The sequence below is a fragment of the Pseudomonas sp. 43mfcvi1.1 genome (assembly GCF_900115935.1).
Lineage (GTDB): Bacteria > Pseudomonadota > Gammaproteobacteria > Pseudomonadales > Pseudomonadaceae > Aquipseudomonas > Aquipseudomonas bijieensis.
Genome location: NZ_UETT01000002.1, coordinates 307,490 through 330,819, shown reverse-complemented (window position 1 = coordinate 330,819; position 23,330 = coordinate 307,490). Strand labels below are relative to the sequence as shown.

The 23,330-nt window shown below is 61.5% G+C and carries 18 protein-coding genes; 12 read left to right on the top strand and 6 right to left on the bottom strand.

The genetic code is table 11. The features are described from left to right. Positions 1-209: 209 nt before the first annotated feature. Entirely contained in the window at positions 210-4,163 is a 3,954-nt protein-coding gene (gene putA / locus DTP52_RS04885) for a trifunctional transcriptional regulator/proline dehydrogenase/L-glutamate gamma-semialdehyde dehydrogenase (RefSeq protein WP_109752098.1), read from the top strand. Between the two features lie 268 nt (positions 4,164-4,431). Beyond that, positions 4,432-6,234 carry an acyl-CoA dehydrogenase gene (locus DTP52_RS04880; protein ID WP_109752097.1) on the top strand — a complete coding sequence of 601 codons (1,803 nt, stop codon included), beginning with the start codon at positions 4,432-4,434 and terminating at the stop codon, positions 6,232-6,234. Positions 6,235-6,396: 162 nt separating this feature from the next. Here DTP52_RS04880 and DTP52_RS04875 read toward each other — a convergent pair whose 3' ends face one another. Together DTP52_RS04875 and DTP52_RS04870 are read right to left on the bottom strand one after the other, a co-directional pair. Then, on the bottom strand, positions 6,397-6,699 hold the full coding sequence (locus tag DTP52_RS04875; RefSeq protein ID WP_109752096.1) for a cell division protein ZapA: 303 nt from the start codon (positions 6,697-6,699) through the stop codon (positions 6,397-6,399). Beyond that, entirely contained in the window at positions 6,696-6,926 is a 231-nt protein-coding gene (locus tag DTP52_RS04870) for a hypothetical protein (RefSeq protein ID WP_109752095.1), read from the bottom strand. Before DTP52_RS04870 ends, DTP52_RS04875 begins: the two co-directional genes overlap by 4 nt. A 258-nt stretch (positions 6,927-7,184) precedes the next feature. Here DTP52_RS04870 and DTP52_RS04865 point away from each other — a divergent pair, with 258 nt between their 5' ends. From DTP52_RS04865 to DTP52_RS04840, 5 genes are all read left to right on the top strand, one after another. Then, positions 7,185-8,810: a methyl-accepting chemotaxis protein gene (locus DTP52_RS04865; protein WP_109752094.1), complete on the top strand. Its 1,626-nt coding sequence runs from the start codon at positions 7,185-7,187 to the stop codon at positions 8,808-8,810. 275 nt (positions 8,811-9,085) lie between these two features. Further along, positions 9,086-10,828, top strand: a complete 1,743-nt coding sequence (locus DTP52_RS04860; RefSeq protein WP_109752093.1) for a potassium/proton antiporter — start codon at positions 9,086-9,088, stop codon at positions 10,826-10,828. A 34-nt stretch (positions 10,829-10,862) separates the two neighbouring features. Further along, positions 10,863-14,225 (top strand): mechanosensitive channel MscK, encoded by a 3,363-nt coding sequence (gene mscK / locus DTP52_RS04855; RefSeq protein WP_109752092.1) that lies wholly within the window; start codon positions 10,863-10,865, stop codon positions 14,223-14,225. 36 nt (positions 14,226-14,261) lie between these two features. Next, a complete protein-coding gene (selO, locus tag DTP52_RS04850; protein ID WP_109752091.1) occupies positions 14,262-15,725 on the top strand; it encodes a protein adenylyltransferase SelO in 1,464 nt (487 codons plus the stop codon). 538 nt (positions 15,726-16,263) lie between these two features. Beyond that, entirely contained in the window at positions 16,264-16,614 is a 351-nt protein-coding gene (locus DTP52_RS04840) for a DUF6124 family protein (RefSeq protein WP_109752090.1), read from the top strand. A gap of 124 nt (positions 16,615-16,738) precedes the next feature. On the opposite strand, the gene DTP52_RS04830 is transcribed toward DTP52_RS04840, so the two are convergent. From DTP52_RS04830 to DTP52_RS04820, 3 genes are all read right to left on the bottom strand, one after another. Next, a complete protein-coding gene (locus tag DTP52_RS04830) occupies positions 16,739-17,140 on the bottom strand; it encodes a type II toxin-antitoxin system HigA family antitoxin (RefSeq protein ID WP_109752089.1) in 402 nt (133 codons plus the stop codon). Positions 17,141-17,443: 303 nt separating this feature from the next. Beyond that, entirely contained in the window at positions 17,444-17,722 is a 279-nt protein-coding gene (locus DTP52_RS04825) for a hypothetical protein (RefSeq protein ID WP_109752088.1), read from the bottom strand. A 250-nt stretch (positions 17,723-17,972) separates the two neighbouring features. Further along, positions 17,973-18,878 (bottom strand): LysR family transcriptional regulator, encoded by a 906-nt coding sequence (locus DTP52_RS04820; protein WP_204334279.1) that lies wholly within the window; start codon positions 18,876-18,878, stop codon positions 17,973-17,975. A 207-nt stretch (positions 18,879-19,085) separates the two neighbouring features. Between DTP52_RS04820 and ycaC the strand changes: the two genes are divergently transcribed. Next, complete coding sequence (ycaC, locus tag DTP52_RS04815; protein WP_109752086.1) at positions 19,086-19,712, top strand: isochorismate family cysteine hydrolase YcaC; 627 nt, start codon at positions 19,086-19,088, stop codon at positions 19,710-19,712. A gap of 175 nt (positions 19,713-19,887) precedes the next feature. Further along, a complete protein-coding gene (gene trxC, locus DTP52_RS04810; protein ID WP_178082462.1) occupies positions 19,888-20,310 on the top strand; it encodes a thioredoxin TrxC in 423 nt (140 codons plus the stop codon). A 152-nt stretch (positions 20,311-20,462) separates the two neighbouring features. On the opposite strand, the gene DTP52_RS04805 is transcribed toward trxC, so the two are convergent. Next, on the bottom strand, positions 20,463-21,233 hold the full coding sequence (locus DTP52_RS04805) for a ParA family protein (RefSeq protein ID WP_109752084.1): 771 nt from the start codon (positions 21,231-21,233) through the stop codon (positions 20,463-20,465). Between the two features lie 340 nt (positions 21,234-21,573). Between DTP52_RS04805 and DTP52_RS04800 the strand changes: the two genes are divergently transcribed. The 3 genes from DTP52_RS04800 to DTP52_RS04790 are packed head-to-tail and all read left to right on the top strand — an operon-like array spanning position 21,574 to position 23,325. Further along, on the top strand, positions 21,574-22,302 hold the full coding sequence (locus DTP52_RS04800) for a beta-ketoacyl synthase chain length factor (protein WP_109752083.1): 729 nt from the start codon (positions 21,574-21,576) through the stop codon (positions 22,300-22,302). After that, the gene (locus tag DTP52_RS04795) at positions 22,278-23,087 is read left to right on the top strand and encodes a 1-acyl-sn-glycerol-3-phosphate acyltransferase (protein ID WP_109752082.1); all 810 of its coding nucleotides are present in this window, start codon (positions 22,278-22,280) and stop codon (positions 23,085-23,087) included. The genes DTP52_RS04800 and DTP52_RS04795 overlap by 25 nt, the downstream gene beginning before the upstream one ends. Continuing rightward, positions 23,068-23,325 carry a phosphopantetheine-binding protein gene (locus tag DTP52_RS04790; RefSeq protein ID WP_109752081.1) on the top strand — a complete coding sequence of 86 codons (258 nt, stop codon included), beginning with the start codon at positions 23,068-23,070 and terminating at the stop codon, positions 23,323-23,325. Before DTP52_RS04795 ends, DTP52_RS04790 begins: the two co-directional genes overlap by 20 nt. The last annotated feature ends 5 nt before the right edge of the window (positions 23,326-23,330 follow it).

Genomic DNA, 23,330 nt, shown 5'->3' with positions numbered 1-23,330 from the left:
TTGCTCCTTTTTAGTGCAGTCCATAGCGGTCCGCTAGAAGCCAAAGCACTAAGCCGGTGCAGGATTGACGGGGCAGAATTTGCTTCCAGATGAACTGCCTGTCATTTCAAGAAAAAAAGGGTTGCACCCGGTTGCACCTCAATCATCGCGCAGCTAATCTTGCCGCCAGCTGATGCCACGCCATACGTGGTAAACATGAGGATAAAAATATGGCTACCACCACCCTTGGGGTCAAACTCGATGACCCGACCCGCGAACGCCTCAAGGCGGCCGCAACCTCGATTGATCGCACACCACACTGGCTGATCAAGCAGGCAATTTTCAATTACCTGGAAAAACTCGAGGGTGGTGCAACCCTGACCGAGCTGAACGGTTCACCCCGCGCCGACAGCGATGATGCCGGCGATGTACAGGTCGACCACGCTCACCAATGCTTCCTCGAATTCGCCGAGAGCATCCTGCCGCAATCGGTCCTGCGTGCCTCCATCACCGCCGCTTACCGTCGCCCCGAGCCGGAAGTGGTGCCGATGCTGATCGAGCAGGCCCGCCTGCCGGCGCAAATGGCCGAAGCCACCAACAAGCTGGCCGCCTCGATTGCTGAAAAGCTGCGCAACCAGAAAAGTGCCGGCGGCCGTGCCGGTATTGTCCAGGGACTGCTGCAGGAGTTTTCCCTGTCATCCCAGGAAGGCGTGGCGCTGATGTGCCTGGCCGAGGCGCTGCTGCGTATCCCGGACAAAGGCACCCGTGATGCACTGATCCGCGACAAGATCAGTACCGGTAACTGGCAACCGCATTTGGGCAACAGCCCATCGCTGTTCGTCAACGCTGCCACCTGGGGCCTGCTGCTGACCGGCAAACTGGTTGCCACCCACAACGAAGCCGGCCTGACTTCCTCCCTGAGCCGTATCATCGGCAAGAGCGGCGAGCCGATGATCCGCAAGGGCGTCGACATGGCCATGCGCCTGATGGGCGAACAGTTCGTCACCGGCGAAACCATCGCCGAGGCCCTGGCCAACGCCAGCAAGTTCGAATCCAAGGGCTTCCGCTATTCCTACGACATGCTGGGTGAAGCCGCGCTCACCGAACATGACGCCCAGAAGTACCTGGCCTCGTACGAGCAAGCCATCCACTCGATCGGCAAAGCGTCCCATGGCCGTGGGATTTATGAAGGCCCGGGCATTTCCATCAAACTGTCCGCATTGCACCCGCGCTACAGCCGCGCCCAGTACGAACGCGTCATGGACGAGCTGTACCCGCGCCTGCTGTCGCTGACCTTGCTGGCCAAGCAATACGACATCGGCCTGAACATCGACGCCGAGGAGGCCGACCGCCTCGAGTTGTCCCTGGACCTGCTGGAACGCCTGTGCTTCGAGCCGCAACTGACCGGCTGGAACGGCATCGGCTTCGTGATCCAGGCGTACCAGAAGCGTTGCCCGTATGTGATCGACTACGTTATCGACCTGGCTCGCCGCAGCCGTCATCGCCTGATGATCCGCCTGGTGAAAGGCGCGTACTGGGACAGCGAAATCAAGCGCGCCCAGGTCGAAGGCCTGGAAGGCTATCCGGTCTATACCCGCAAGGTGTACACCGACGTGTCCTACATCGCTTGCGCCCGCAAGTTGCTGTCGGTGCCGGAAGTCATCTACCCACAGTTCGCCACGCACAACGCCCATACCCTGTCGGCGATTTATCACATCGCCGGTCAGAACTATTACCCGGGCCAGTACGAATTCCAGTGCCTCCACGGCATGGGTGAACCGCTGTACGAACAGGTTGTAGGCAAGGTCTCCGAAGGTAAGCTGAACCGTCCGTGCCGCGTGTACGCTCCGGTAGGTACTCACGAAACCCTGCTGGCGTACCTCGTACGTCGTTTGCTGGAAAACGGCGCGAACACCTCGTTCGTCAACCGCATCGCCGACCAGTCCATTTCGATCCAGGAGCTGGTGGCCGATCCAGTGGCCAGCATCGAGCAGATGGCAACCCTGGAAGGCGGCTTCGGCCTGCCGCATCCGCGCATCCCACTGCCACGCGACCTGTATGGCAGCGAGCGCGCCAACTCCAGCGGCATCGACCTGGCCAACGAGCATCGCCTGGCGTCGCTGTCTTGCGCCCTGCTGGCGACCGCCCATAACGACTGGAAAGCCGTGCCGATGCTCGGTTGCGCCGCCAGCGAAGAAGCACCGGCAGCAGTGCTGAACCCGTCCGATCACCGTGACGTGGTCGGCCATGTGCAGGAAGCCACGATCAGCGACGTCGACGATGCCATCCAGTGCGCCCTCAACGCCGCGCCTATCTGGCAGGCCACGCCGCCAGCCGAACGCGCCGCGATCCTCGAGCGCGCCGCCGACCTGATGGAAGGCGAGATCCAGCCGCTGATGGGCCTGCTGGCCCGCGAAGCCGGCAAGACCTTCGCCAACGCCATCGCCGAAGTACGTGAAGCCGTGGACTTCCTGCGCTACTACGCAGTGCAGGCACGCAACGATTTCACCAATGACGCCCACCGTCCTTTGGGTCCGGTGGTTTGCATCAGCCCGTGGAACTTCCCCCTGGCGATTTTCAGCGGCCAGGTCGCCGCCGCCCTGGCCGCCGGCAACCCGGTACTGGCCAAGCCCGCCGAGCAGACGCCATTGGTGGCGGCCCAAGCGGTGCGCCTGATGCTCGAAGCCGGCATTCCGGAAGGCGTGCTGCAACTGCTGCCGGGCCGTGGCGAAACCGTCGGCGCCCGTCTGGTGGGTGACGAGCGGGTCAAAGGCGTGATGTTCACCGGCTCCACCGAGGTCGCGCGCCTGCTGCAACGCAACATCGCCGGTCGCCTGGACAACCAGGGCCGTCCGATCCCACTGATCGCCGAAACCGGTGGCCAGAACGCCATGATCGTCGACTCCTCGGCGCTGACCGAACAAGTGGTCATCGACGTAGTGTCTTCGGCCTTCGACAGCGCCGGCCAGCGTTGCTCGGCCCTGCGGGTGCTGTGCTTGCAGGAAGATTCCGCCGACCGTGTCATCGAAATGCTCAAGGGCGCCATGGCCGAATCGCGCCTCGGCAATCCTGAACGCCTGTCGGTAGACATCGGCCCGGTGATCGACGCCGAAGCCAAGGCCGGCATCGAGAAACACATCCAGGCCATGCGCGATAAAGGTCGCACCGTGTACCAGATGGCAATCGCCGACAGTGACGAGTGCAAGCGCGGCACCTTTGTGATGCCGACCCTGATCGAACTGGAAAGCTTCGACGAGCTGCAACGGGAGATCTTCGGACCGGTGCTGCACGTAGTGCGCTACAAGCGCAAGGAGCTGGATCAGTTGATCAGCCAGATCAACGCTTCCGGTTATGGCCTGACCCTCGGCGTGCACACCCGTATCGACGAGACCATCGCCAAAGTGGTCGATAACGTCCATGCCGGCAACGTCTACGTGAACCGCAACATTGTCGGGGCCGTGGTCGGCGTGCAGCCGTTCGGTGGCGAAGGCCTGTCGGGCACCGGCCCCAAGGCCGGCGGTCCGCTGTACTTGTACCGCCTGCTGTCGACCCGTCCTACCGATGCAATCCAGCAATCCTTCGTGCGTGGCGATGCCCTCACTGCGCCAGACCTGCGTTTGCGTGAAGCCCTGAGCAAACCGCTGACCGCCCTGCAAGCCTGGGCCGACAGCCAGAAACTCGCCGAGCTGAGCGCCCTGTGCGTGCAGTTCGCCGCCCAGTCGCAAAGCGGTATTACCCGCCAGCTGACCGGCCCGACCGGCGAACGCAACAGCTACGCCATCCTGCCGCGCGAGCACGTGTTGTGCCTGGCGGACGTGGAAGGCGATCTGCTGACGCAACTGGCGGCGGTACTGGCTGTGGGCGGCTCGGCCGTGTGGCCGGAAACCGACACCAGCAAGGCTTTGTTCGCACGCTTGCCGAAGGAGATTCAGGCACGCATCCAACGGGTTGCCGACTGGACCAAGGACGACGTGCTGTTCGACGCCGTGCTGCATCACGGCGATTCGGACCAACTGCGCGGCGTTTGCCAGCAAGTGGCCAAGCGGGCCGGTGCTATCGTCGGGGTGCACGGTTTGTCCCAGGGCGAGACCAACATTGCGTTGGAGCGTTTGGTGATCGAGCGGGCGTTGAGCGTGAACACGGCTGCCGCGGGTGGTAACGCCAGTCTGATGACCATTGGCTAAACCGTTGTAGACCAGGCACCTGCAATGGGTGCCTGGTCATAGAAACCCTATGTGCGAGTTTTGTGGGAGCAAAGCTTGCTCGCGACCCAGGCGCTGCGGTCCTCAAGAGACCGCGGCGCTTTCATCGCGGGCAAGCCTTGCTCCCACAAAACTCGCTCCCATATTGAATTAGTGTCGCCCTAACCTCTGCATCACTGCCATCAATCATCCTGTTCAGCCTCTATTCCCACGCCTAGACTCGGCCCATTCCAAAAAAAGGTAGGCCGCCATGTCCGAGACGTTGCTCAGTTCCCGCAATCTGGCTTTCGAGCTGTATGAAGTCCTCGATGCCGAGGGCCTGACCCAGCGCGAGCGGTTTGCCGAGCACAATCGCGAAACCTTCGACGCAGCCCTCGCTACGGCCCGCAGCATCGCCGAGAAATTTTTCGCGCCCCACAACCGCAAGAACGATGAAAACGAACCGCGCTACGAGAACGGCGAGGCGATTCTGATTCCCGAGGTGAAACCGGCGGTGGATGCCTTCCTCGAGGCTGGCTTTCTCAATGCCGCACGCAGCTTCGAGGCTGGCGGTATGCAACTGCCGACGTTGTTGTCCCAGGCCTGCTTCGCGCATTTCCAATCGGCCAACGCCGCTTCGACCTCTTACCCGTTCCTGACCATGGGCGCGGCGAATCTGATCGAGAGCTTCGGCAGCGAGGAGCAAAAGCAACGCTTCCTGCAACCGATGATCGACGGCCGCTTCTTCGGCACCATGGCCCTGACCGAGCCACATGCAGGTTCTTCGCTGTCGGATATTCGTACACGCGCGGAGCCGGCGTCCGACGGCACCTACCGACTCAAGGGCAACAAGATCTTCATCTCCGGCGGCGATCATCCGCTATCGGAAAACATCGTGCACATGGTGCTGGCGAAACTGCCGGATGCACCGCCTGGCGTGAAAGGCATTTCGCTGTTTATCGTGCCCAAGTTCCTGGTCAACGACGACGGCAGCCTCGGCCCGCGCAACGATGTGCTGCTGGCGGGGCTGTTCCACAAAATGGGCTGGCGTGGCACCACCTCTACCGCGCTGAACTTCGGCGACAACGGCGAATGTGTCGGTTACCTCGTAGGCAAACCGCACCACGGCCTGAGCTACATGTTCCAGATGATGAACGAGGCACGGATCGGCGTCGGCATGGGCGCGGTGATGCTGGGTTACGCCGGCTACCTGTATTCACTTGAATACGCCCGCGAGCGCCCGCAGGGCCGGGTACCCGACAGCAAGGACCCGACTACGCCGCCGGTGGCGATCATCCAGCACGCCGACGTACGCCGCATGCTGCTGACCCAGAAGGCCTACGTTGAAGGTTCATTTGACCTGGGCCTGTACGCCGCGCGGCTGTTCGACGACACCACCACCCTGGAAAGCGAAGCCGAGCGCCGGCGCGCCCATGAGCTGCTGGATTTGCTGACCCCTATCGTCAAATCCTGGCCCTCGGAGTTCTGCCTGAAGGCCAACGAGCTGGCGATTCAGATTCTTGGCGGCCACGGCTACACCCGCGAATACCCGGTGGAGCAGTATTACCGCGACAACCGCCTGAACCCGATCCATGAAGGCACCCACGGCATCCAGTCCCTGGACCTGCTGGGGCGCAAGCTGGCGCAGAACGGCGGCGCTGGCCTCAAGCAATTGATCCGGCTGGTGGCCGACACCACTGAGCGCGCCCAGGCCCACGCATCACTGACGCCATTGCGCCAACCACTGGAAGCGCTGGTAGCACGCCTGCAAACGGTTACCCTCGGCCTGCTGACGGACCTGGCCCAAGGCAAGGTCAACAGCAGTCTCGCCAACTCGGCGCTGTACCTCAAGGTGTTTGGTCACATGGTGATTGGCTGGCGCTGGCTGGAACAGGCGATTCGGGCCGAGGAAGGTTTGGCCAAGGGGAACGAGGCGGACAGCGACTTCTATAAGGGCAAGCTGCAAGCGGCGCGGTACTTCCTGACCTGGGAAGTGCCGGGGTGTCACCATGAGCTGGAGCTGCTCGAGACGCGGGATGATACGTGCCTGGGGATGCGGGATGAGTGGTTCTGAGCCTGCTCTTGTGCGGGGCTGAAAACCGATCGCGAGCAGGCTCGCTCCCACAGTGGAACGGGGTGAACACAGATTTTATGTCCACTTAGCCCCTATGTGGGAGCGAGCCTGCTCGCGATGACTCAGGTGCAGACAACACTGCTGCACAAGCCCGTCGCAGGTTCAGGCCTGCTGAATAGTCTTGGCAATCACCTCGACCGTGGCGCTGACTTGCTCTTGGTAACGGTCGAGTTCCGCTTGATGAGCCTTTTGCATTTCCATCTGTTGCGAACACAGGTTCATCGCCGCCAGTACCAGCAGGCGATCACCGATCAGCGTCGGGTATTTCCTCTTGGTATCGGCCAGGGCGGCCTTGAGCATGGCAGCGGCGTCCAGCAGGGCCTGCTCCTGCCCGGCCGGGGCCTTGATTGAATAGTCTTCTCCCAGGATCGAGATGACTGTCACCCCATCGGCGCCGTGCTTCATGCGCTGACAGGACCGGCGCTGGCGCGCTCGATCAACGCCTGGATGCGGGCAGCGGTAGCGCCGTGCAGTTCTTCCTGTTCCATCAGGCTCAGTTGCAGGCTCTCGTTTTCATCCTTGGCCCTGGCAAGTTCCGCGCTCAGGGTTTCGTTCAGGCCGGTGAGGTGACGGTTCTGTTGCACCAGGTCGTTGACCAGTTGCTCCAGCTGGCTGAGGGATGTTTCCAACATATTGATTTCCAGGCATTTTCAAGGGGCGCGTACGATAAAGAAAAGTCACCGCCGATGCCACGGTTACACGGCGGCGGTGCTTCGCTCGCGAGCTGTAGAGACTGCGATTCGGGAATCTGGTTCCTACCCTTCGTCGCACGGTAGGTGTTGCCCTGCGACAAAAGCACGCGTCGGCCTCAAGACTTCAGTCGTATGACCGATAAGTCAGGGAACAGCAGTCACAGCCCCGCACGGACGCGTCTTCTTCCGGTACTTCCCATGTCTCTACGTAATATGAACATCGCGCCGCGGGCGTTCCTGGGGTTTGCCCTGATAGGCGCCCTGATGCTGGCCCTCGGGGTGTTTGCCCTGGCCCAGATGAGCAACATCCGCACCTCTGGCGAAAGCATCGCCCGCAACAGCGTGCCCAGCATCAAGGCCCTGGATGAGTTCACCCAGCTCACCCTGCGTCTGCGGGTGCTGTCCTATCGCTTGCTGACCAACCGCGAACCGGACATCCAGCAGAAAACCTACGATCTGTTCGAGCAACGCAACCAACAGATCCGCGCCGCCCAGACGGCCTACGAAAAACTCATCAGCGCCCCGGAAGAACGGGCCGCCTACGATCAGTATGTGCAACTGCTGGGTCAGTACCGTCAGCTCGAAGAGCGGATGAAAACCCTGTCGCGCAATAATCAGATCGAGGAACTGCGGGTATTGCTCAACACCGAACTGCTGAGCAACTCCGAAGCCATCAACGCAATCCTGGGCCGCCTGCTGGAAATCAATAACCACCAGGCCGAGGCTTTCAACCAGAGCGCTGAGCAGCAATATTCAAAAGCCTTCATGCTGGTCGTCACGCTGCTGGTCATCGCCACCGGCCTGACCCTGCTGTTCGCCTGGCTGCTGACCAATAGCATTACCAAGCCGATTGCCAATGCCCTGGACGCCGCCGAGGAAATCGCCAAGGGCAACCTGACCCGGCCAATCACCGTCGATGGCACCGATGAAGCCGGTCGCCTGCTCAAAGCGATGGCGACCATGCAGGAGAAACTGCGCGACACCCTGCAGCGGATTTCTGGCTCGGCCACACAACTTGCGTCGGCGGCCGAAGAGCTCAACGCCGTCACTGACGAAAGCGCCCGTGGCCTGACCCAGCAGAACAACGAAATCGAACAGGCCGCCACGGCAGTCAACGAAATGACCAGTGCCGTGGAAGAAGTGGCGCGCAATGCGGTCAGCACCTCCGAAGCATCGAAAGACGCCACGACTTCCGCCGGTGATGGCCGTGACCTGGTGCAGGAAACCGTCAGCGCCATCGAACGCATGAGCGCCGACGTGCAAAGCACTGCCACGCTGATTGGCAACCTGGCCAATGAGTCCCGCGATATCGGCAAGGTGCTGGACGTGATCCGTGGCCTGGCCGACCAGACCAACCTGTTGGCGCTGAACGCCGCTATCGAAGCGGCCCGTGCCGGTGAGGCCGGTCGTGGTTTTGCCGTGGTCGCCGACGAGGTCCGCGCCCTGGCTCACCGCACGCAGCAATCGACCAGCGAGATCGAACGCATGATCGGCAGTATCCAGAACGGCACCGAACAGGCCGTGGATTCGATGCGCAACAGCACCGAACGCGCCGAGTCGACGCTGAACATCGCTCGCGGCGCCGGCATGTCCCTGGACACCATCAACACCGCCATCGTCGAGATCAACGAACGCAACCTGGTGATTGCCAGCGCCGCCGAGGAGCAGGCCCAAGTGGCCCGCGAAGTGGACCGCAACCTGGTGAACATCCGCGACCTGTCGGTGCAATCGGCCACCGGCGCCAACCAGACCAGCGCCGCCAGTACCGAACTGTCGCGCCTGGCCGTGGACCTGAACAGCATGGTTGGACGGTTCAGCCTTTAACCGCAAACCATTGATCGCTCACAATCCATGAGCGATCAATGCTGTTGTGGCGAGGGAGCTTGCTCCCGCTGGGCTGCGAAGCGGCCCCAAAACTTCAAAAGCGACGACTGCTTCGCAGCCGAGCGGGAGCAAGCTCCCTCGCCACAAGGGCTGCGCCCAGAACCCGATCCCCCAACCTTTTTTGACAGCATCACATTTCAACAGGTTAGAATCGCTGGCACGCAGACTGCATGGTCAGTCTGTGCCCGCCCTTCAGTTTTCCCGGAGTAACGCCTTTGACTGCGACGACCATCAACAGCCTGTTCTTGATCGGCGCGTTGCTGGTAGGTGCGAGCATCCTGGTGAGTTCTCTTTCGTCCCGCCTGGGTATCCCGATCCTGGTGATCATCCTGGCCGTGGGCATGGTGGCCGGTGTCGATGGCGCCGGTATTCTTTTCGATAACTACGCCACGGCCTACCTGGTCGGCAATCTCGCATTGGCTGTCATTCTGCTCGACGGCGGCTTGCGCACGCGGGTGTCGAGCTTTCGCGTGGCGCTGTGGCCGGCGTTGTCGCTGGCCACGGTCGGGGTATTGATCACCACTGGACTGACCGGCCTGGCGGCGGCGTGGCTGTTCAACCTGAACCTGATCCAGGGCCTGCTGATCGGCGCCATCGTCGGCTCGACGGATGCGGCGGCAGTGTTTTCACTACTGGGCGGCAAGGGCCTGAACGAGCGGGTCAGCGCCACCCTCGAGATCGAGTCCGGCAGTAACGACCCCATGGCGGTGTTCCTCACCGTCACCCTGATCGGCATGCTCGCCAGTGGCGAAACCGGCCTGCACTGGAGCCTGCTGGGACATCTGGTGCGCGAGTTCGGCATTGGCTCGGTGCTTGGCCTGGGCGGTGGCTGGCTGATGCTGCAACTGGTCAATCGCATCAACCTGGCCAACGGCCTCTACCCGATCCTGGTCATCAGCGGCGGCCTGGCCGTGTTCGCCCTGACCAACGCCCTGCACGGCAGTGGTTTCCTGGCGGTGTACCTGTGTGGCCTGGTGCTGGGCAACCGTCCGGTACGCAGCCGCCACGGCATCCTGCACATGCTCGATGGCATGGCCTGGCTGGCGCAGATCGGCATGTTCCTGGTGCTGGGGCTGCTGGTCACGCCCCACGACCTGCTGCCCATTGCCCTGCCGGCCCTGGGCCTGGCGCTGTGGATGATCCTGTTCGCGCGCCCGCTGTCGGTCATGGTGGGCCTGCTGCCATTCAAGGCGTTCCATGGTCGCGAAAAAGCCTTTATTTCCTGGGTCGGCCTGCGCGGCGCGGTGCCGATCATTCTCGCCGTGTTCCCGCTGATGGCCGGCCTGCCCCACGCCCAACTCTATTTCAACCTGGCGTTCTTCATCGTGCTGGTCTCGCTGCTGGTGCAGGGCACGAGCCTGCCGTGGGTCGCCAAGTTGCTGCACGTGACCGTCCCGCCCGAGCCGCTGCCGATTTCCCGGGCGGCGCTGGAAGTGCACGTCACCAGCGAATGGGAGCTGTTCATCTATCGCCTGGGCGCGGAAAAATGGTGCATCGGCTCGCCCCTGCGGGACCTGAAAATGCCCGAAGGCACGCGCATCGCTGCACTGTTTCGCGGCCAACAACTGCTCCATCCGTCGGGTAGTACGGTGTTGGAAGTCGATGATTTGCTCTGTGTTATCGGCCATGAACATGATTTGCCGGCCCTTGGAAAACTGTTCAGCCAAGCGCCGCAACGGGGCCTTGATTTGCGCTTTTTCGGCGACTTCGTACTCGAAGGAGACGCCCAGTTGGCCGCGGTTGCCGCCCTGTACGGATTGCAACTGGATGGCATCGATCCGGACATGTCCCTGGGGCGCTTCATTGCCCAGAAAGTCGGCGGCGCGCCGGTGGTCGGCGACCAGGTGGATTGGAACAACACCCTGTGGACCGTCGCGGCCATGGACGGGAACAAGATCGGCAAAGTGGGCGTCAGATTCCCCGAAGGAAGTCGCCCGGGTCCCGGCTTGTTCCTCTAAACTGCTCCCACTCTCACTTGCTCGACCGGTCTCTATGCCTACCCTGCGCTCCTTTTTCGCCATCGCCCTGCTGGGCTTGAGTCTCTCCGTCTGCACACTGCAAGCCGCTGATCTTCCCTCCAGTGCTTCGGTGCAGGCCAGCCTGGACAAGATCGCCGACCGCAAACTGCCGGAAGCCGACCAGAAAGCCCTGCAGGCCGTCTTGCAGAACACGCTGACCCAGCTCAGCAACAAGGCCGACTACGAACAGAAGTTGCAGGCGCTCAAACAGCAACTGGCCACCGCGCCCAAGCAGAACATCGAGAACCAGCGCGAACTGGCGCGGCTCAAGGGCACCACGGTGGTGCCGGTGGCGCAACGCTATGCCAACCTGCCGATTCCCCAGCTTGAGCAAATGCTCTCGGATCGCTCCACCCAGCAGGGTGATCTGCAAAAAGCCCTGGCCGACGCCAACAGCCTGATCATCACCGCCCAGACCCGTCCCGAGCGTGCCCAGGCGGAAATCTCCAGCAGCCAGACCCGCATCCAGCAAATCAACACCATCCTCAAGGCCGGTCGAGACGCCGGCAAAACCCTGAGCGCCGAGCAACGCGACCAGCTCAACGCCGAGTTGGCGGCGCTCAACGCGCTGATTCCGCTACGCCGCCAGGAGCTGGCCGGCAACAGCCAACTGCAGGATCTGGGCAACGGTCAACACGATTTGCTGATGGAAAAAATCGCCCGCACGGAGCAGGAAATCCAGGACCTGCAAAACCTGATCAACCAGAAGCGCCTGGCCCAGTCCCAGGAGACGGTGACCCAGCAATCCATCGAAGCCCAGAAGGCCGGTGGCAGCAGCTTGCTGGCGACCGAAAGCGCGGCCAACCTGAAGCTCTCCGACTACCTGCTCAAAAGCACCGACCGCCTCAACGAGGTGACCCAGCAGAACTTGCAGACCAAGCAACTGCTGGACAGCGTCACCCAGACCGACGCCGCCCTGGACGAGCAGATCAGCGTGCTCAAGGGCAGCCTGCTGCTCTCCAAGATCCTCTACAAGCAGCGCCAGACCCTGCCGCGCCTCAAGCTGGACCAGAACCTGGCCGACCAGATCGCCGACATCCGCCTGTACCAGTTCGAAGTCAGCCAACAACGTGAGCTGCTGAACAATCCCAGTGCCTATGTCGACAACCTGCTGGCCTCCCAGCCATCGGAACAGGCCACGCCGCAACTGCGCAAGACCTTGCTGGAACTGGCACTGACCCGCGTCGACCTGCTGGAACGGCTGAACCGCGAATTGAGCGCAGTGCTCAACGAATCCATCACCCTGCAGCTCAACCAGAAGCAACTGCTCAGCACCGCCCAGAACCTGCGGGCGACGCTTGAAGAGCAGATGTTCTGGATTCCCAGCAACAAGCCGCTGGATTTCGAATGGATGCGCGGCGTGCCGATGCGCCTGGAAAAACAGATCGATTCGCTGCCCTGGGCTTCGAGCCTCAGTGAGCTGGCCGATGGCCTGACCCAGCGTCCGCTGCTGTTCCTGCCCCTGGCGCTGCTGATTGGGGCACTGCTGTGGCGGCGCAAGAATCTTTATGCGCGCTTGAACAAGGTTCACCAGGACGTTGGTCACTTCAAGCGCGACAGCCAGTGGCACACGCCCCAGGCGATCCTGATCAATATCCTCCTGGCAATGCCGGTGGCCCTGGCGCTGACCCTCTGCGGCTATGCCTTGCAGATCGACGCCCGCGGCCAGAACGCCAACCTCGGCGCGGCGCTGCTGCAGATCGGCCAGGCCTGGCTGGTGTTCTACACCGCCTATCGGGTGTTGGCCCCGGGCGGCGTGGCCGAATTGCATTTCCGCTGGGAGAAACCCCAGGTCGAATTCCTCCAGGGCTGGATCCGCCGGCTTGGGCTGGTGGTGCTGGCGTTGGTGGCCGTGGTGGCCGTGGCCGAGTTGCAGCCCTCGACCCTGGCCGATGACGTGCTCGGCATGCCGGTGGTACTGACCTGCTACGCGCTGATGGCGTGGTTGCTCAGCCGCCTGTTGCTGAGTAGCCCGACACACAAGAACACCTCGCTGTTCCGCAAGGCCGTCGGGGTGCTGTTCACCGCGCTGCCGATCGCGCTGTTCGTGGCGGTGTGCTTCGGCTACTACTACACCGCACTGAAGCTCAGCGACCGGTTGATCAATACCCTGTACCTGCTGATGTTCTGGCTGGTGATCGAGGCGACCTTCGTGCGCGGCCTGTCGGTGGCGGCGCGGCGCCTGGCCTACCAGCGTGCCTTGGCCAAGCGCCAGGCCGCCAAGGAAGCCGGCGACGGCGAAGCGGTGGTCGAGGAGCCGACCCTGGACATCGAGAAGGTCAACGAGCAGTCCCTGCGCCTGATCCGCCTGGCCTTGCTCGGCGGCTTCATCGCCGCGTTGTACTGGGTCTGGTCGGACCTGATCAGCGTGTTCTCGTACCTGGACAACATCACCCTCTACGAATACACCAGCGGCACCGGCGTCAACATGAGCATGGTGCCGATCAGTATCGGCGACATGCTCGGCGCGTTGATCATCATCGGCATCACCTTCGCCCTGGCACGCAACCTGCCGGGCCTGTTGGAAGTGTTCGTACTGTCGAAACTGAACCTGGCCCAGGGCAGTGCCTATGCCACCACCACGCTGCTGTCCTATGTGATCGCCGGTGTCGGCTTCGTCACCACGCTGTCCACCCTGGGCGTGAGCTGGGACAAACTGCAATGGCTGGTGGCCGCACTGTCGGTGGGCCTGGGTTTCGGCATGCAGGAGATCTTCGCCAACTTCATCTCCGGGATCATGATCCTGTTCGAGCGTCCGGTGCGCATCGGCGACACCATCACCATCGGCAACCTGTCGGGCACCGTCAGCAAGATCCGCATCCGCGCGACCACCATCACCGACTTCGACCGCAAGGACATCATCGTCCCGAACAAGACCTTCATCACCGGGCAACTGATCAACTGGTCGTTGACCGACACCGTGACCCGGGTGACCCTGAAACTGGGCGTGGACTACGGCTCGGACCTGGATCGGGTGCGCGAACTGCTGCTCAAGGCCGCCCGTGAAAACCCACGGGTACTGAAGGAGCCGGAACCGATCGTGTACTTCCTGAACTTCGGTGAAAGCACCCTGGACCATGAGCTACGCATGCACGTGCGCGACCTCGGTGACCGCAACCCGGTACTGGACGAGATCAACCGTTTCATCAACCGAGAGTTCAAGAAGGAGCACATCAACATCTCCTTCCGGCAGATGGAAATCTATCTGAAGAACATGCAAGGCCAGGAATACAAACTGGTGCCTGCCGAGCCCGACAAAAAGACCATCGCACCCGTGCCTTCGGCTGTTGCCAGCATCAAGCCGGTACCCGAGCCGCCGCAAGAAACACTCGACTGATGCGCGCTGCCTGAAGGCCTCGCGCCGGAGACGGCCATGAAAACGCTGGAAACGTTGACCTTCGATAACCGTTTCGCCCGCCTGGGCGACGGGTTATCGACCCACGTGCTGCCCGAGCCCATCGACAATCCGCGACTGGTGGTCGCCAGCCCGGCCGCCATGGCGTTACTGGACCTGGATCCGGCCGAAGCCGAGGCTCCGCTGTTTGCCGAGATCTTCGGCGGCCATAAGCTCTGGGCCGAAACCGAGCCCCGGGCGATGGTGTATTCGGGGCATCAGTTCGGTCACTACAACCCGCAATTGGGCGATGGCCGTGGGTTGCTGCTGGGCGAGGTGTACAACGAGGCCGGCGAGCATTGGGACCTGCACCTCAAGGGTGCCGGCCAGACGCCGTTCTCACGGATGGGCGATGGGCGGGCAGTGCTGCGTTCCTCGATCCGCGAATTCCTCGCCTCCGAAGCCCTGCACGCCCTGGGCATCCCCACCACCCGCGCCTTGTGCGTGATCGGTTCGGACACCCCGGTGTGGCGCGAAAAACAGGAGCGCGCCGCCATGGTGCTGCGCCTGGCACCCAGCCACGTGCGCTTCGGCCATTTCGAATATTTCTACTACACCAAGAAGCCCGAGCTGCACGCGGCCCTCGCCGAGCACGTGTTGAACCTGCATTTTGCCGAGTGCCGCGAGCAGCCGGAGCCGTACCTGGCGATGTTCCGCGAGATCGTCGAGCGCAACGCCGAGCTGATTGCCAAATGGCAGGCCTACGGTTTCTGCCACGGCGTGATGAACACCGACAACATGTCGATCCTGGGCATCACCTTCGACTTCGGGCCGTTCGCCTTCCTCGACGACTTCGACGCCAATTTCATCTGCAACCACTCCGATGACCAGGGCCGCTACTCATTCAGCAACCAAGTGCCCATCGGTCAGTGGAATCTCAGCGCCCTGGCCCAGGCCCTGACGCCGTTCATCAGCGTCGAAGCCCTGCGCGAAACCCTCGGCCTGTACTTGCCACTGTTCCAGGCCCACTACCTGGACCTGATGCGCCGCCGCCTCGGCCTGACCCTTGCCGAAGAAGATGACCAGAAACTGGTGGAGCGCCTGCTGCAACTGATGCAGAACAGCGGCGTCGACTACAGCCTGTTCTTCCGTCGGCTGGGCGATCGATCACCCGAACTGGCCATTGCCAACCTGCGCGACGACTTCGTCGACCTCAAGGGTTTCGATGCCTGGGGCGAGCTGTATATTGCCCGCGTCAACCGCGAAGGCGTTGTCGATCAGGACCTGCGCCGAGCCCGCATGCATGCCGTCAACCCACTGTATGTGCTGCGTAACTACCTCGCGCAGAAAGCCATCGACGCCGCCGAATCAGGCGACTACGAAGAAGTCCGCCGCCTGCACACAGTGCTGAGCAAGCCGTTCGAAGAACAACCGGGCATGGACAGCTACGCGCAACGTCCGCCGGAATGGGGCAAGCACCTGGAGATCAGCTGTTCGTCGTAACCTTCCCGCCAAACACATAACCCTGTGGCGAGGGGATTTATCCCCGCAGGGCTGCGCAGCAGCCCCAAGAACCAGGCAGCGCGGTGCAACAGATAAACCGCGTCAGCCGGATTACGACTGCTTCGCAGCCGAGCGGGGCGGTGCGACGTTTCGCTAAATCCCCTCGCCACAAGAGCACTGCAGTCACCGCGTTTATTTCGATGTAGGACCACTCAGGACCAGGCTACGCCGCCTTGCGCCATTGCCTACAACTACGCCAGAATCCGCCGGCTTGTGCGCCTTGGGGTCGGGCTCTATCGTTTCCCCGTCGCTGAAAATCAGCGATCGGGTTTAGCGATCCGACTCAACACAGACGCAACAATGCCCAGTCTCGATTGCAGTCTTTTACATCTGCAATTTGCTTAATGGTGGCTGTGCGTGGGAGACCTTCTGGTCTACCCGGGGTTTCTGTGACCCGGATCGCTAACCTGCGTACAGCCGCCACCTTTACTTGTTTAGCGATAGGTCGTGGCGGCTCAACCAATCACGGAGATTCGCCATGTTCAAAGCAACCCCCAACCCGCCTGATACCGATCCAGCCCACCCAAACTCAAAAGAATTCGACGAAACGGCCGACCGCGTCCTCGACTACTACCTCAACCCAAAACCCAGCAAACCCGAGGCTGATCCCAGCCAACTGTTCACCGTCGTCAATGGCGTCGACACCGAAACCCTGCTCGCCAACCTCAGCGAAAACCTAGCCTCGGCCAACGCCATGATCAGTGACCTGGCATTCGACCTGAAAGGTTCCAGGCGGCACGTTGCCATGGGTATTCAGCAATTGATCGAGCTGAGCAGCTTATTGGCGAACAGCGCACTGGACAGTGTCGAACCACGCCAGTCGACATAACGCATCCCCCTGTGGCGAGGGAGCTTGCTCCCGCTGGGCTGCGCAGCGGCCCCAAAACCTCAAAAGCGACGACTGCTTCGCAGCCGAGCGGGAGCAAGCTCCCTCGCCACAGTACGCCAAGCCATCAAATAAAGGTCTCAACCGATACGCCGAAGCGCTCCGCCAGCCAGCGGATCTGCCTTAAATTGAGCTGGCGCTTGCCGCTCAATATCTCCGACACCACCGACTGGGTGCCTATGCCCGGCAAATCGCTCTGGCTCAAACCGTGTTCACGCATCAGATAACGAAGCGCCTCAACGCCAGTAGCCTTGGGCATCGGCCGGTGTTGATGATCCCAGGCCTCGATCCATTCACCGATGATGTCCACCAGGCTCATCAGCGGATGGGCTTCTTCTTCGCCAACCAACTCCAACAATTCATCGAGCGCTGCAGCCAACCGGTCGTAATCCTCTTCGCTCCTGGGCTTACGCAGCAGGGGCGACACAAACTCCCAATGGGCGGCGACTTGTTCGATCAGCGGACTCATCTTTTTACTCATCTCATTTTGCTATGGACGAGTTAACCACGGACTTGGCTAATCGCAAACTGCGATAATTTCGGCAAGAGTGATGAAAACAGACGAAGCTTCTGTGGCGAGGGGATTTATCCCCGTTGGGTTGCGAAGCAGCCCCAAAAACCAGTCAACGTGGTGCAGCAGATAAACCGCATCAGCCGGGTTACGACTGCTTCGCAGCCGAGCGGGGCGGTGCGACGTTTCGCTAAATCCCCTCGCCACAATGTTTCTGACTGGCTTTGAGTGGTTCATCGCCCGCCCAAACCGTCTGCCTGCTCATCCAACCTTATCGTTCCCCTGCTCAGGCGTCTCGATCCCCGACTCTGCCTCTTCAACCCCCTTCTCCTTGGGGTTGGCCGGTGGTTTTTCCTCGGGATAGCCGGGCATGCCGCGGGCGTCTTCAGGGGTCAGTTCATCCCGGTCGTGGCGGCGGTCGGTGGCGTAGGACGGGGCGGCGTTGGGGTCTTCATCGCGGCCGGCGGTGCCGAGGACGAAGCCGTCGTCGTTAGGGTTGTCCACTGCCTGGGGCGTGGTTGGGTCTTGAGGATGGCTCATGGGACCTCCTGAGTCTGCAAACAGGTACGTGGTGTCTTTTTGAGGCCGTGACACCTTCTCAGTGCGGCGCACCTGATGAATGGCAGCCTTGGATAACTTTGGCGAAACTCGGAAGGAAGATCAGTGAAAAGCCTGTGGGAGCTGAGCCTGCTCGCGATGAAGGCACCACGATCTACCGGAAGATCGCGTTATCGTTCATCGCGAGCAAGCTTGACTCCCACAGAAGCACGCTCACTCAAGAGCGCCCGCCCTACGCCATATCACTGTGGCTGAATTCCTCGGCCAGAAAATCAATCAACGTACGCACCGACGGCAGCAACCCCCGTCGCGAAGCAAAGATCGCATGGACGATGCCGCACTTGGGCGTCCAGCCCGGCACCAGCTCCACCAACCGCCCGGCTGCGATATCTTCGCGCACCACCACGGTGGGCAGGTGAGCGACGCCGATGCCGGCCAGCACGGCGTGACGCAAGGCCAGCAGGTCGTCGGTGACCATGCGCGGTTCATGACGGATCAGCGCGCGGGTGCCGTCGGGGCCGAACAATTCCCACTGGTATTCACGTTGTGCCGCCCCCCAGTGCACGCTCGGCAAGCCGTTGAGGTCCGCCGGGGAAGCCGGTGCAGACAAACGCTCCAGGAACGCCGGGCTGCCCACCAGGCATTGGGTGCTGTTGCTCAACACCTTCATGACCATGTCGGTGTTTTCCAGCGGCGGAAAGCGCACCCGCAAGGCGATGTCGAACCCTTCGTGGATCAGGTCGACCCGGCGGTTGGTGCTCTCGATGAACAACTCCACCCGTGGGTACTTGAGCATGTAGCGGGTCAGCATCGGTCCGACCCAACTGTTGAGCAGCGCCGTCGGACAACTGATGCGCACCAGCCCCTGGGGTTCGGAGCGGTTGCGCTCGATCACTTCCGCCGCGCTCTCGGCCTCGACCCGCATCGCCAGGCAGCGCTGGTAATAGGCCTGGCCGATCTCCGTCAGCGTGCAATGGCGGCTGGTGCGGTGGAGCAGCCGCACCCCGAGTCGCTCTTCCAGTTGGGCGATACGTCGGCTGAGTTTCGACTTGGGCATGTCCAGCGCGCGACCGGCGGCGGCGAAACCACGGTGCTCCACGACCTGGGTGAAGTAGTACAGCGTGTTGAGGTCTTCGATGATCGTTCTCCAAATAGAACGCTAAGGCTGATTTTCGCAGTCTAGCGCATCAAAGGTGCCAGTTTTAATCTACACCCATCGAAACGCAACACGGTTTGAAGCCGAAGCGCTTCGACCGGATGAGTCACCGATCAATCGCTACACCGACATTAAAAACCTTAACCACGCCGAAACCTTCGGCAACCAAAACTTAATGAGGGCTACGCCATGACTACTTCCTACAACCGTCTCGACAAAGATAACGCCGCCGTTCTGCTGGTGGACCACCAGGCTGGCCTGCTCTCGCTGGTGCGTGACATCGACCCGGACCGTTTCAAGAACAACGTGCTGGCCCTGGCCGACCTGGCCAAATACTTCAAGCTGCCAACCATCCTCACCACCAGTTTCGAAACCGGCCCCAACGGCCCGCTGATGCCAGAACTCAAGACCCTGTTCCCGGACGCGCCGTACATCGCCCGTCCCGGCCAGATCAACGCCTGGGACAACGAAGATTTCGTCAAGGCCATCAAGGCCACCGGCAAGAAGCAACTGATCATCGCCGGCGTGGTGACTGAAGTCTGCGTGGCCTTCCCGGCACTCTCGGCCCTGGCCGAAGGTTTCGAGGTGTTCGTGGTCACCGATGCCTCAGGCACGTTCAACGAACTGACCCGTCAATCGGCCTGGGACCGCATGTCCTCCTCCGGTGCGCAACTGATGACCTGGTTCGGCCTGGCCTGTGAACTGCACCGCGACTGGCGCAACGATGTGGAAGGGCTGGCGACCTTGTTCTCCAACCACATCCCGGACTACCGCAACCTGATGACCAGCTACAACACGCTGACCAACGCCAAGTAACAGCCACACCGATCCACCTTTGTGGGAGCGAGCCTGCTCGCGATGACGGCAGGACAGTCAATGATGTATTGACTGTCAGGTCGCAATCGCGAGCAGGCTCGCTCCCACAAAGGTTTGCGGTGTGCTTTGCACGGTGTTCAAATCTTCGCCAATGATTTTTCTGGAGACTGCCCCGATGCTGATCCCCTGCCCCCATTGCAACGGGCTCAACCGCATCCCCGCCGAACGCCTGGGCGACCAGCCCAAGTGCGGGCGCTGCAAGGCCCCAGTGCTATTGAACAAACCGTTCGAACTCAAGCAAGGCGACTACGCCAGCCAGATCAAGGGCGACCTGCCGTTGCTGGTGGATGTCTGGGCCGATTGGTGCGGACCGTGCAAGTCCTTCGCGCCGGTGTTCGAACAGGCCGCTGCGCAACTGACGGGTAAATGCCGGTTGGCCAAGCTCGACAGCGAGGCTAATCAGCAGTTATCGGCGCAGTTGGGGATCCGCTCGATTCCCAGCCTGATTCTGTTCAGGGAAGGCCGGGAGGTGGCGCGTCAGAGTGGGGCGTTTCCCTTGCCTCAGTTGATGAGCTGGTTGCGCAGCCAGGGGATTTGAAGCCATGAGATAACTGTGGGAGCGGGCTTTTTGTGGGAGCAAAGCTTGCTCGCGATCCAGGCGCTGCGGTCCTCAAGAGACCGCGGCGTTTTCATCGCGGGCAAGCCTTGCTCCCACACAGTTGCTCCCACAGGGTTTTGCACAGGCCAGAATCAGGCGCCTTCCAGCAGGCTATGCAATTCCATGAACTGCTGGGTCAGCTTGTGCCGTGGGTCCAGGTGGATCAGCGGCAAACTGGCCTGGTGGGATTCGCGCATGCGCACCGAACTGCTCAGGTACACCGGCAGTACCGGCAGGCCTTCGGCGATCAGTTCGTCGAGGATCTGCTGCGGCAGGCTGGCGCGAGCCTGGAACTGGTTGACCACGATGCCTTCGACTTCCAGGCCCTCGTTATGGTCGTCCTTGAGCTCTTCGATTTCCGCCAGCAGGCCGTACAGGGCCTGACGGGAGAAACTGTCACAGTCGAAGGGGATCAGCACTCGATCAGCAGCGATCAACGCTGAAACCGCATAGAAATTCAGCGCTGGCGGGGTATCGAGGTAAATCCGGTCGTAATCTTCCTCCAGTTCTTCAAGCAGTTTGCGCAGCTTGTTGATCTTGTGCTTGGCCTCAAGCTTGGGCTGCAGATCCGTCAGCTCCGCCGTGGCGGTGATCACGTGCAAGTTGTCGAACGGCGTTTCGTAGATATCCACCTTGTTCTTTTTCGAAAAGGGCCCGGATGACAGGGTTTGCTTGAAGAAATCGGCAATGCCCATGGGAATGTCATCGCCGGTCAGGCCCGTCAGGTATTGCGTGGAGTTGGCCTGGGCATCCAGATCCACCAACAGCGTGCGATAGCCTTCGCTGGCGCTGACTGCCGCCAGGTTGCAGGCGATGCTGGATTTGCCCACGCCACCTTTCTGATTGAACACCACACGCCGCATGTCAAAACCTCCGTGTATCAAAGATCCCCGAGTGTAGTAGGCCGCGACACCGCTTAGCTACCTTCTGCGTAGAAGGACTACGGCAACAGTGGCTTTTCCAACAATCGAAGCGTCAATTCACCCGGAAAATGACAGAAAGAACCGACAGACAGGCGAGCAATGATCGCGACAATAGTTTGCAACTGAACCAAGTCGTACATTTCGCTGGACAAAATGTAACCAGTATTTGCTACAAGCCAACCGCACCGGGATAATGCGCGCCACTTGGGTCGCAAGGCCATGCAGGGTTGGACGCGGGTCAAACCACTGAGCCGTGACAATAAAAGCCCGCAGGGGTGGGATGAATTTTGTGATCAATTTCAATATCGCCCAATGGCGCGCGTGGGCCCCTGGGCTCGAAAGCGTGGACGACTGGCAGGCCTGGAGCCGACAGCCGGTCGTATTGCCGCCCAGCGATGCCTCCCCTGACGTATCGTTCCTGCCGGCCATGCAGCGTCGGCGCCTCAGCCGCCTGGCGCGGATGGCCTTCAGTGTTGGCTGGCCGCTGGCCGAGGATCGGCCGGACCTACCGTTGGTCTTTATTTCCCGCCACGGCGAAACCCCACGCACTTTCGAGATTCTCAAGGACCTGGCAGCCGACCAGCCCTTGTCGCCGACCCAATTCAGCCTGTCGGTGCACAACGCAGTGATTGGCCTGTGGTCGATCATGCGAGGCGAAACCAGCGAAATGACTGCCCTGGCCGCTACCGGCGACGGGTTGGAGCACGGTGTGCTGGAAGCCGCCGCACTGTTGAACGAAGGCTCGCCGGCGGTGTTGCTGGTGATCACCGAGGAGCAACCCCCGCAGGTCTACGCGCCGTGGGTCAATGACGTGCCGTTTCCCTATGCCATGGGCTTGCTGCTAACCCCGGGCGACGACTGGCAACTGGACCTGTGTGCGCAAACCGGCCAATTGCCTGGCAGCGACTGGCCCCATGCCCTGGATCTGTTGCGTACCCTGCTGAACAACGAAACCACCTGCCAACATGCCTGGAAGAATCGTGTATGGACCTGGCAACGCAACCGGTGACCGGTAAACATCGCGACGCCTATTACTGGCGCCTGATCGCGACCGCCGCAAGCTTCGCCCTGTTCGGGCTGGGCGGGCTGTGCCTGCGTTTGCTGGTGTTTCCGTTGCTGGCCTGGTGGCCCGGCGATGCCCAGGCCCATCGGCAACGGGCCCGTCGCACGGTCGGGCGGTTGTTCTGGTTCTTCATCCGGTTCATGGCCCGCACCGGGGTGCTGACCTACCGGATCGACGGCGCCGAACGGCTCGGCCGCCCCGGACAAATGATCATCGCCAATCACCCGTCGCTGATCGACGTGGTGTTCCTGATCGGGCTGGTGCCCAACGCCAACTGCGTGGTCAAGCAAAGCCTGTGGGACAACCCCTTCACCCGCGGCCCGCTGCGCTCGACCCAATACATCAGCAACGACGGCAGCATGGACATGCTTGATGCCGCCAGCGATGCCCTGCAGGATGGCCAGACCCTGATCGTCTTCCCCGAAGGTACGCGCACCCAGCCCGGCCAGGCACCGGCCTTTCATCGGGGGGCGGCGGCCATTGCCCTGCGGGGTGCGAAAATCCTCACGCCCGTCACCATCAAGGTTTGCCCCACTACTCTGACCAAGGCCGAACCCTGGTATCGCATTCCCCAGCGCCGCGTGCACTTCAGTTTTCGCGTGGGGGCCGATATAGACCCACAGGCCTTCGCCGCGCTCGGCCCACCACCCCAGGCTTCGCGCAGGCTCAACGATTTTTTGCATCACTATTTCATCAAGGAGCTCGCCGAAGATGAGCGATCTGCACCGTGACATCAAACAGCTGATCATCGATGCCCTCGGCCTGGAGGACATAAGCATCGACGATATCGGCGACCACCAGACCCTGTTCGGCGAAGGCCTGGGCCTGGACTCGGTGGATGCCCTGGAGCTAGGCCTGGCGATCCAGAAGAAGTACGGCATCAAGATCGATGCCGACGCCAAGGACACCCGTAACCATTTCAGCAATGTGGCAAGCCTTGCGGCCTTCGTCACTGCAAAAAGCGCCTGAGACCA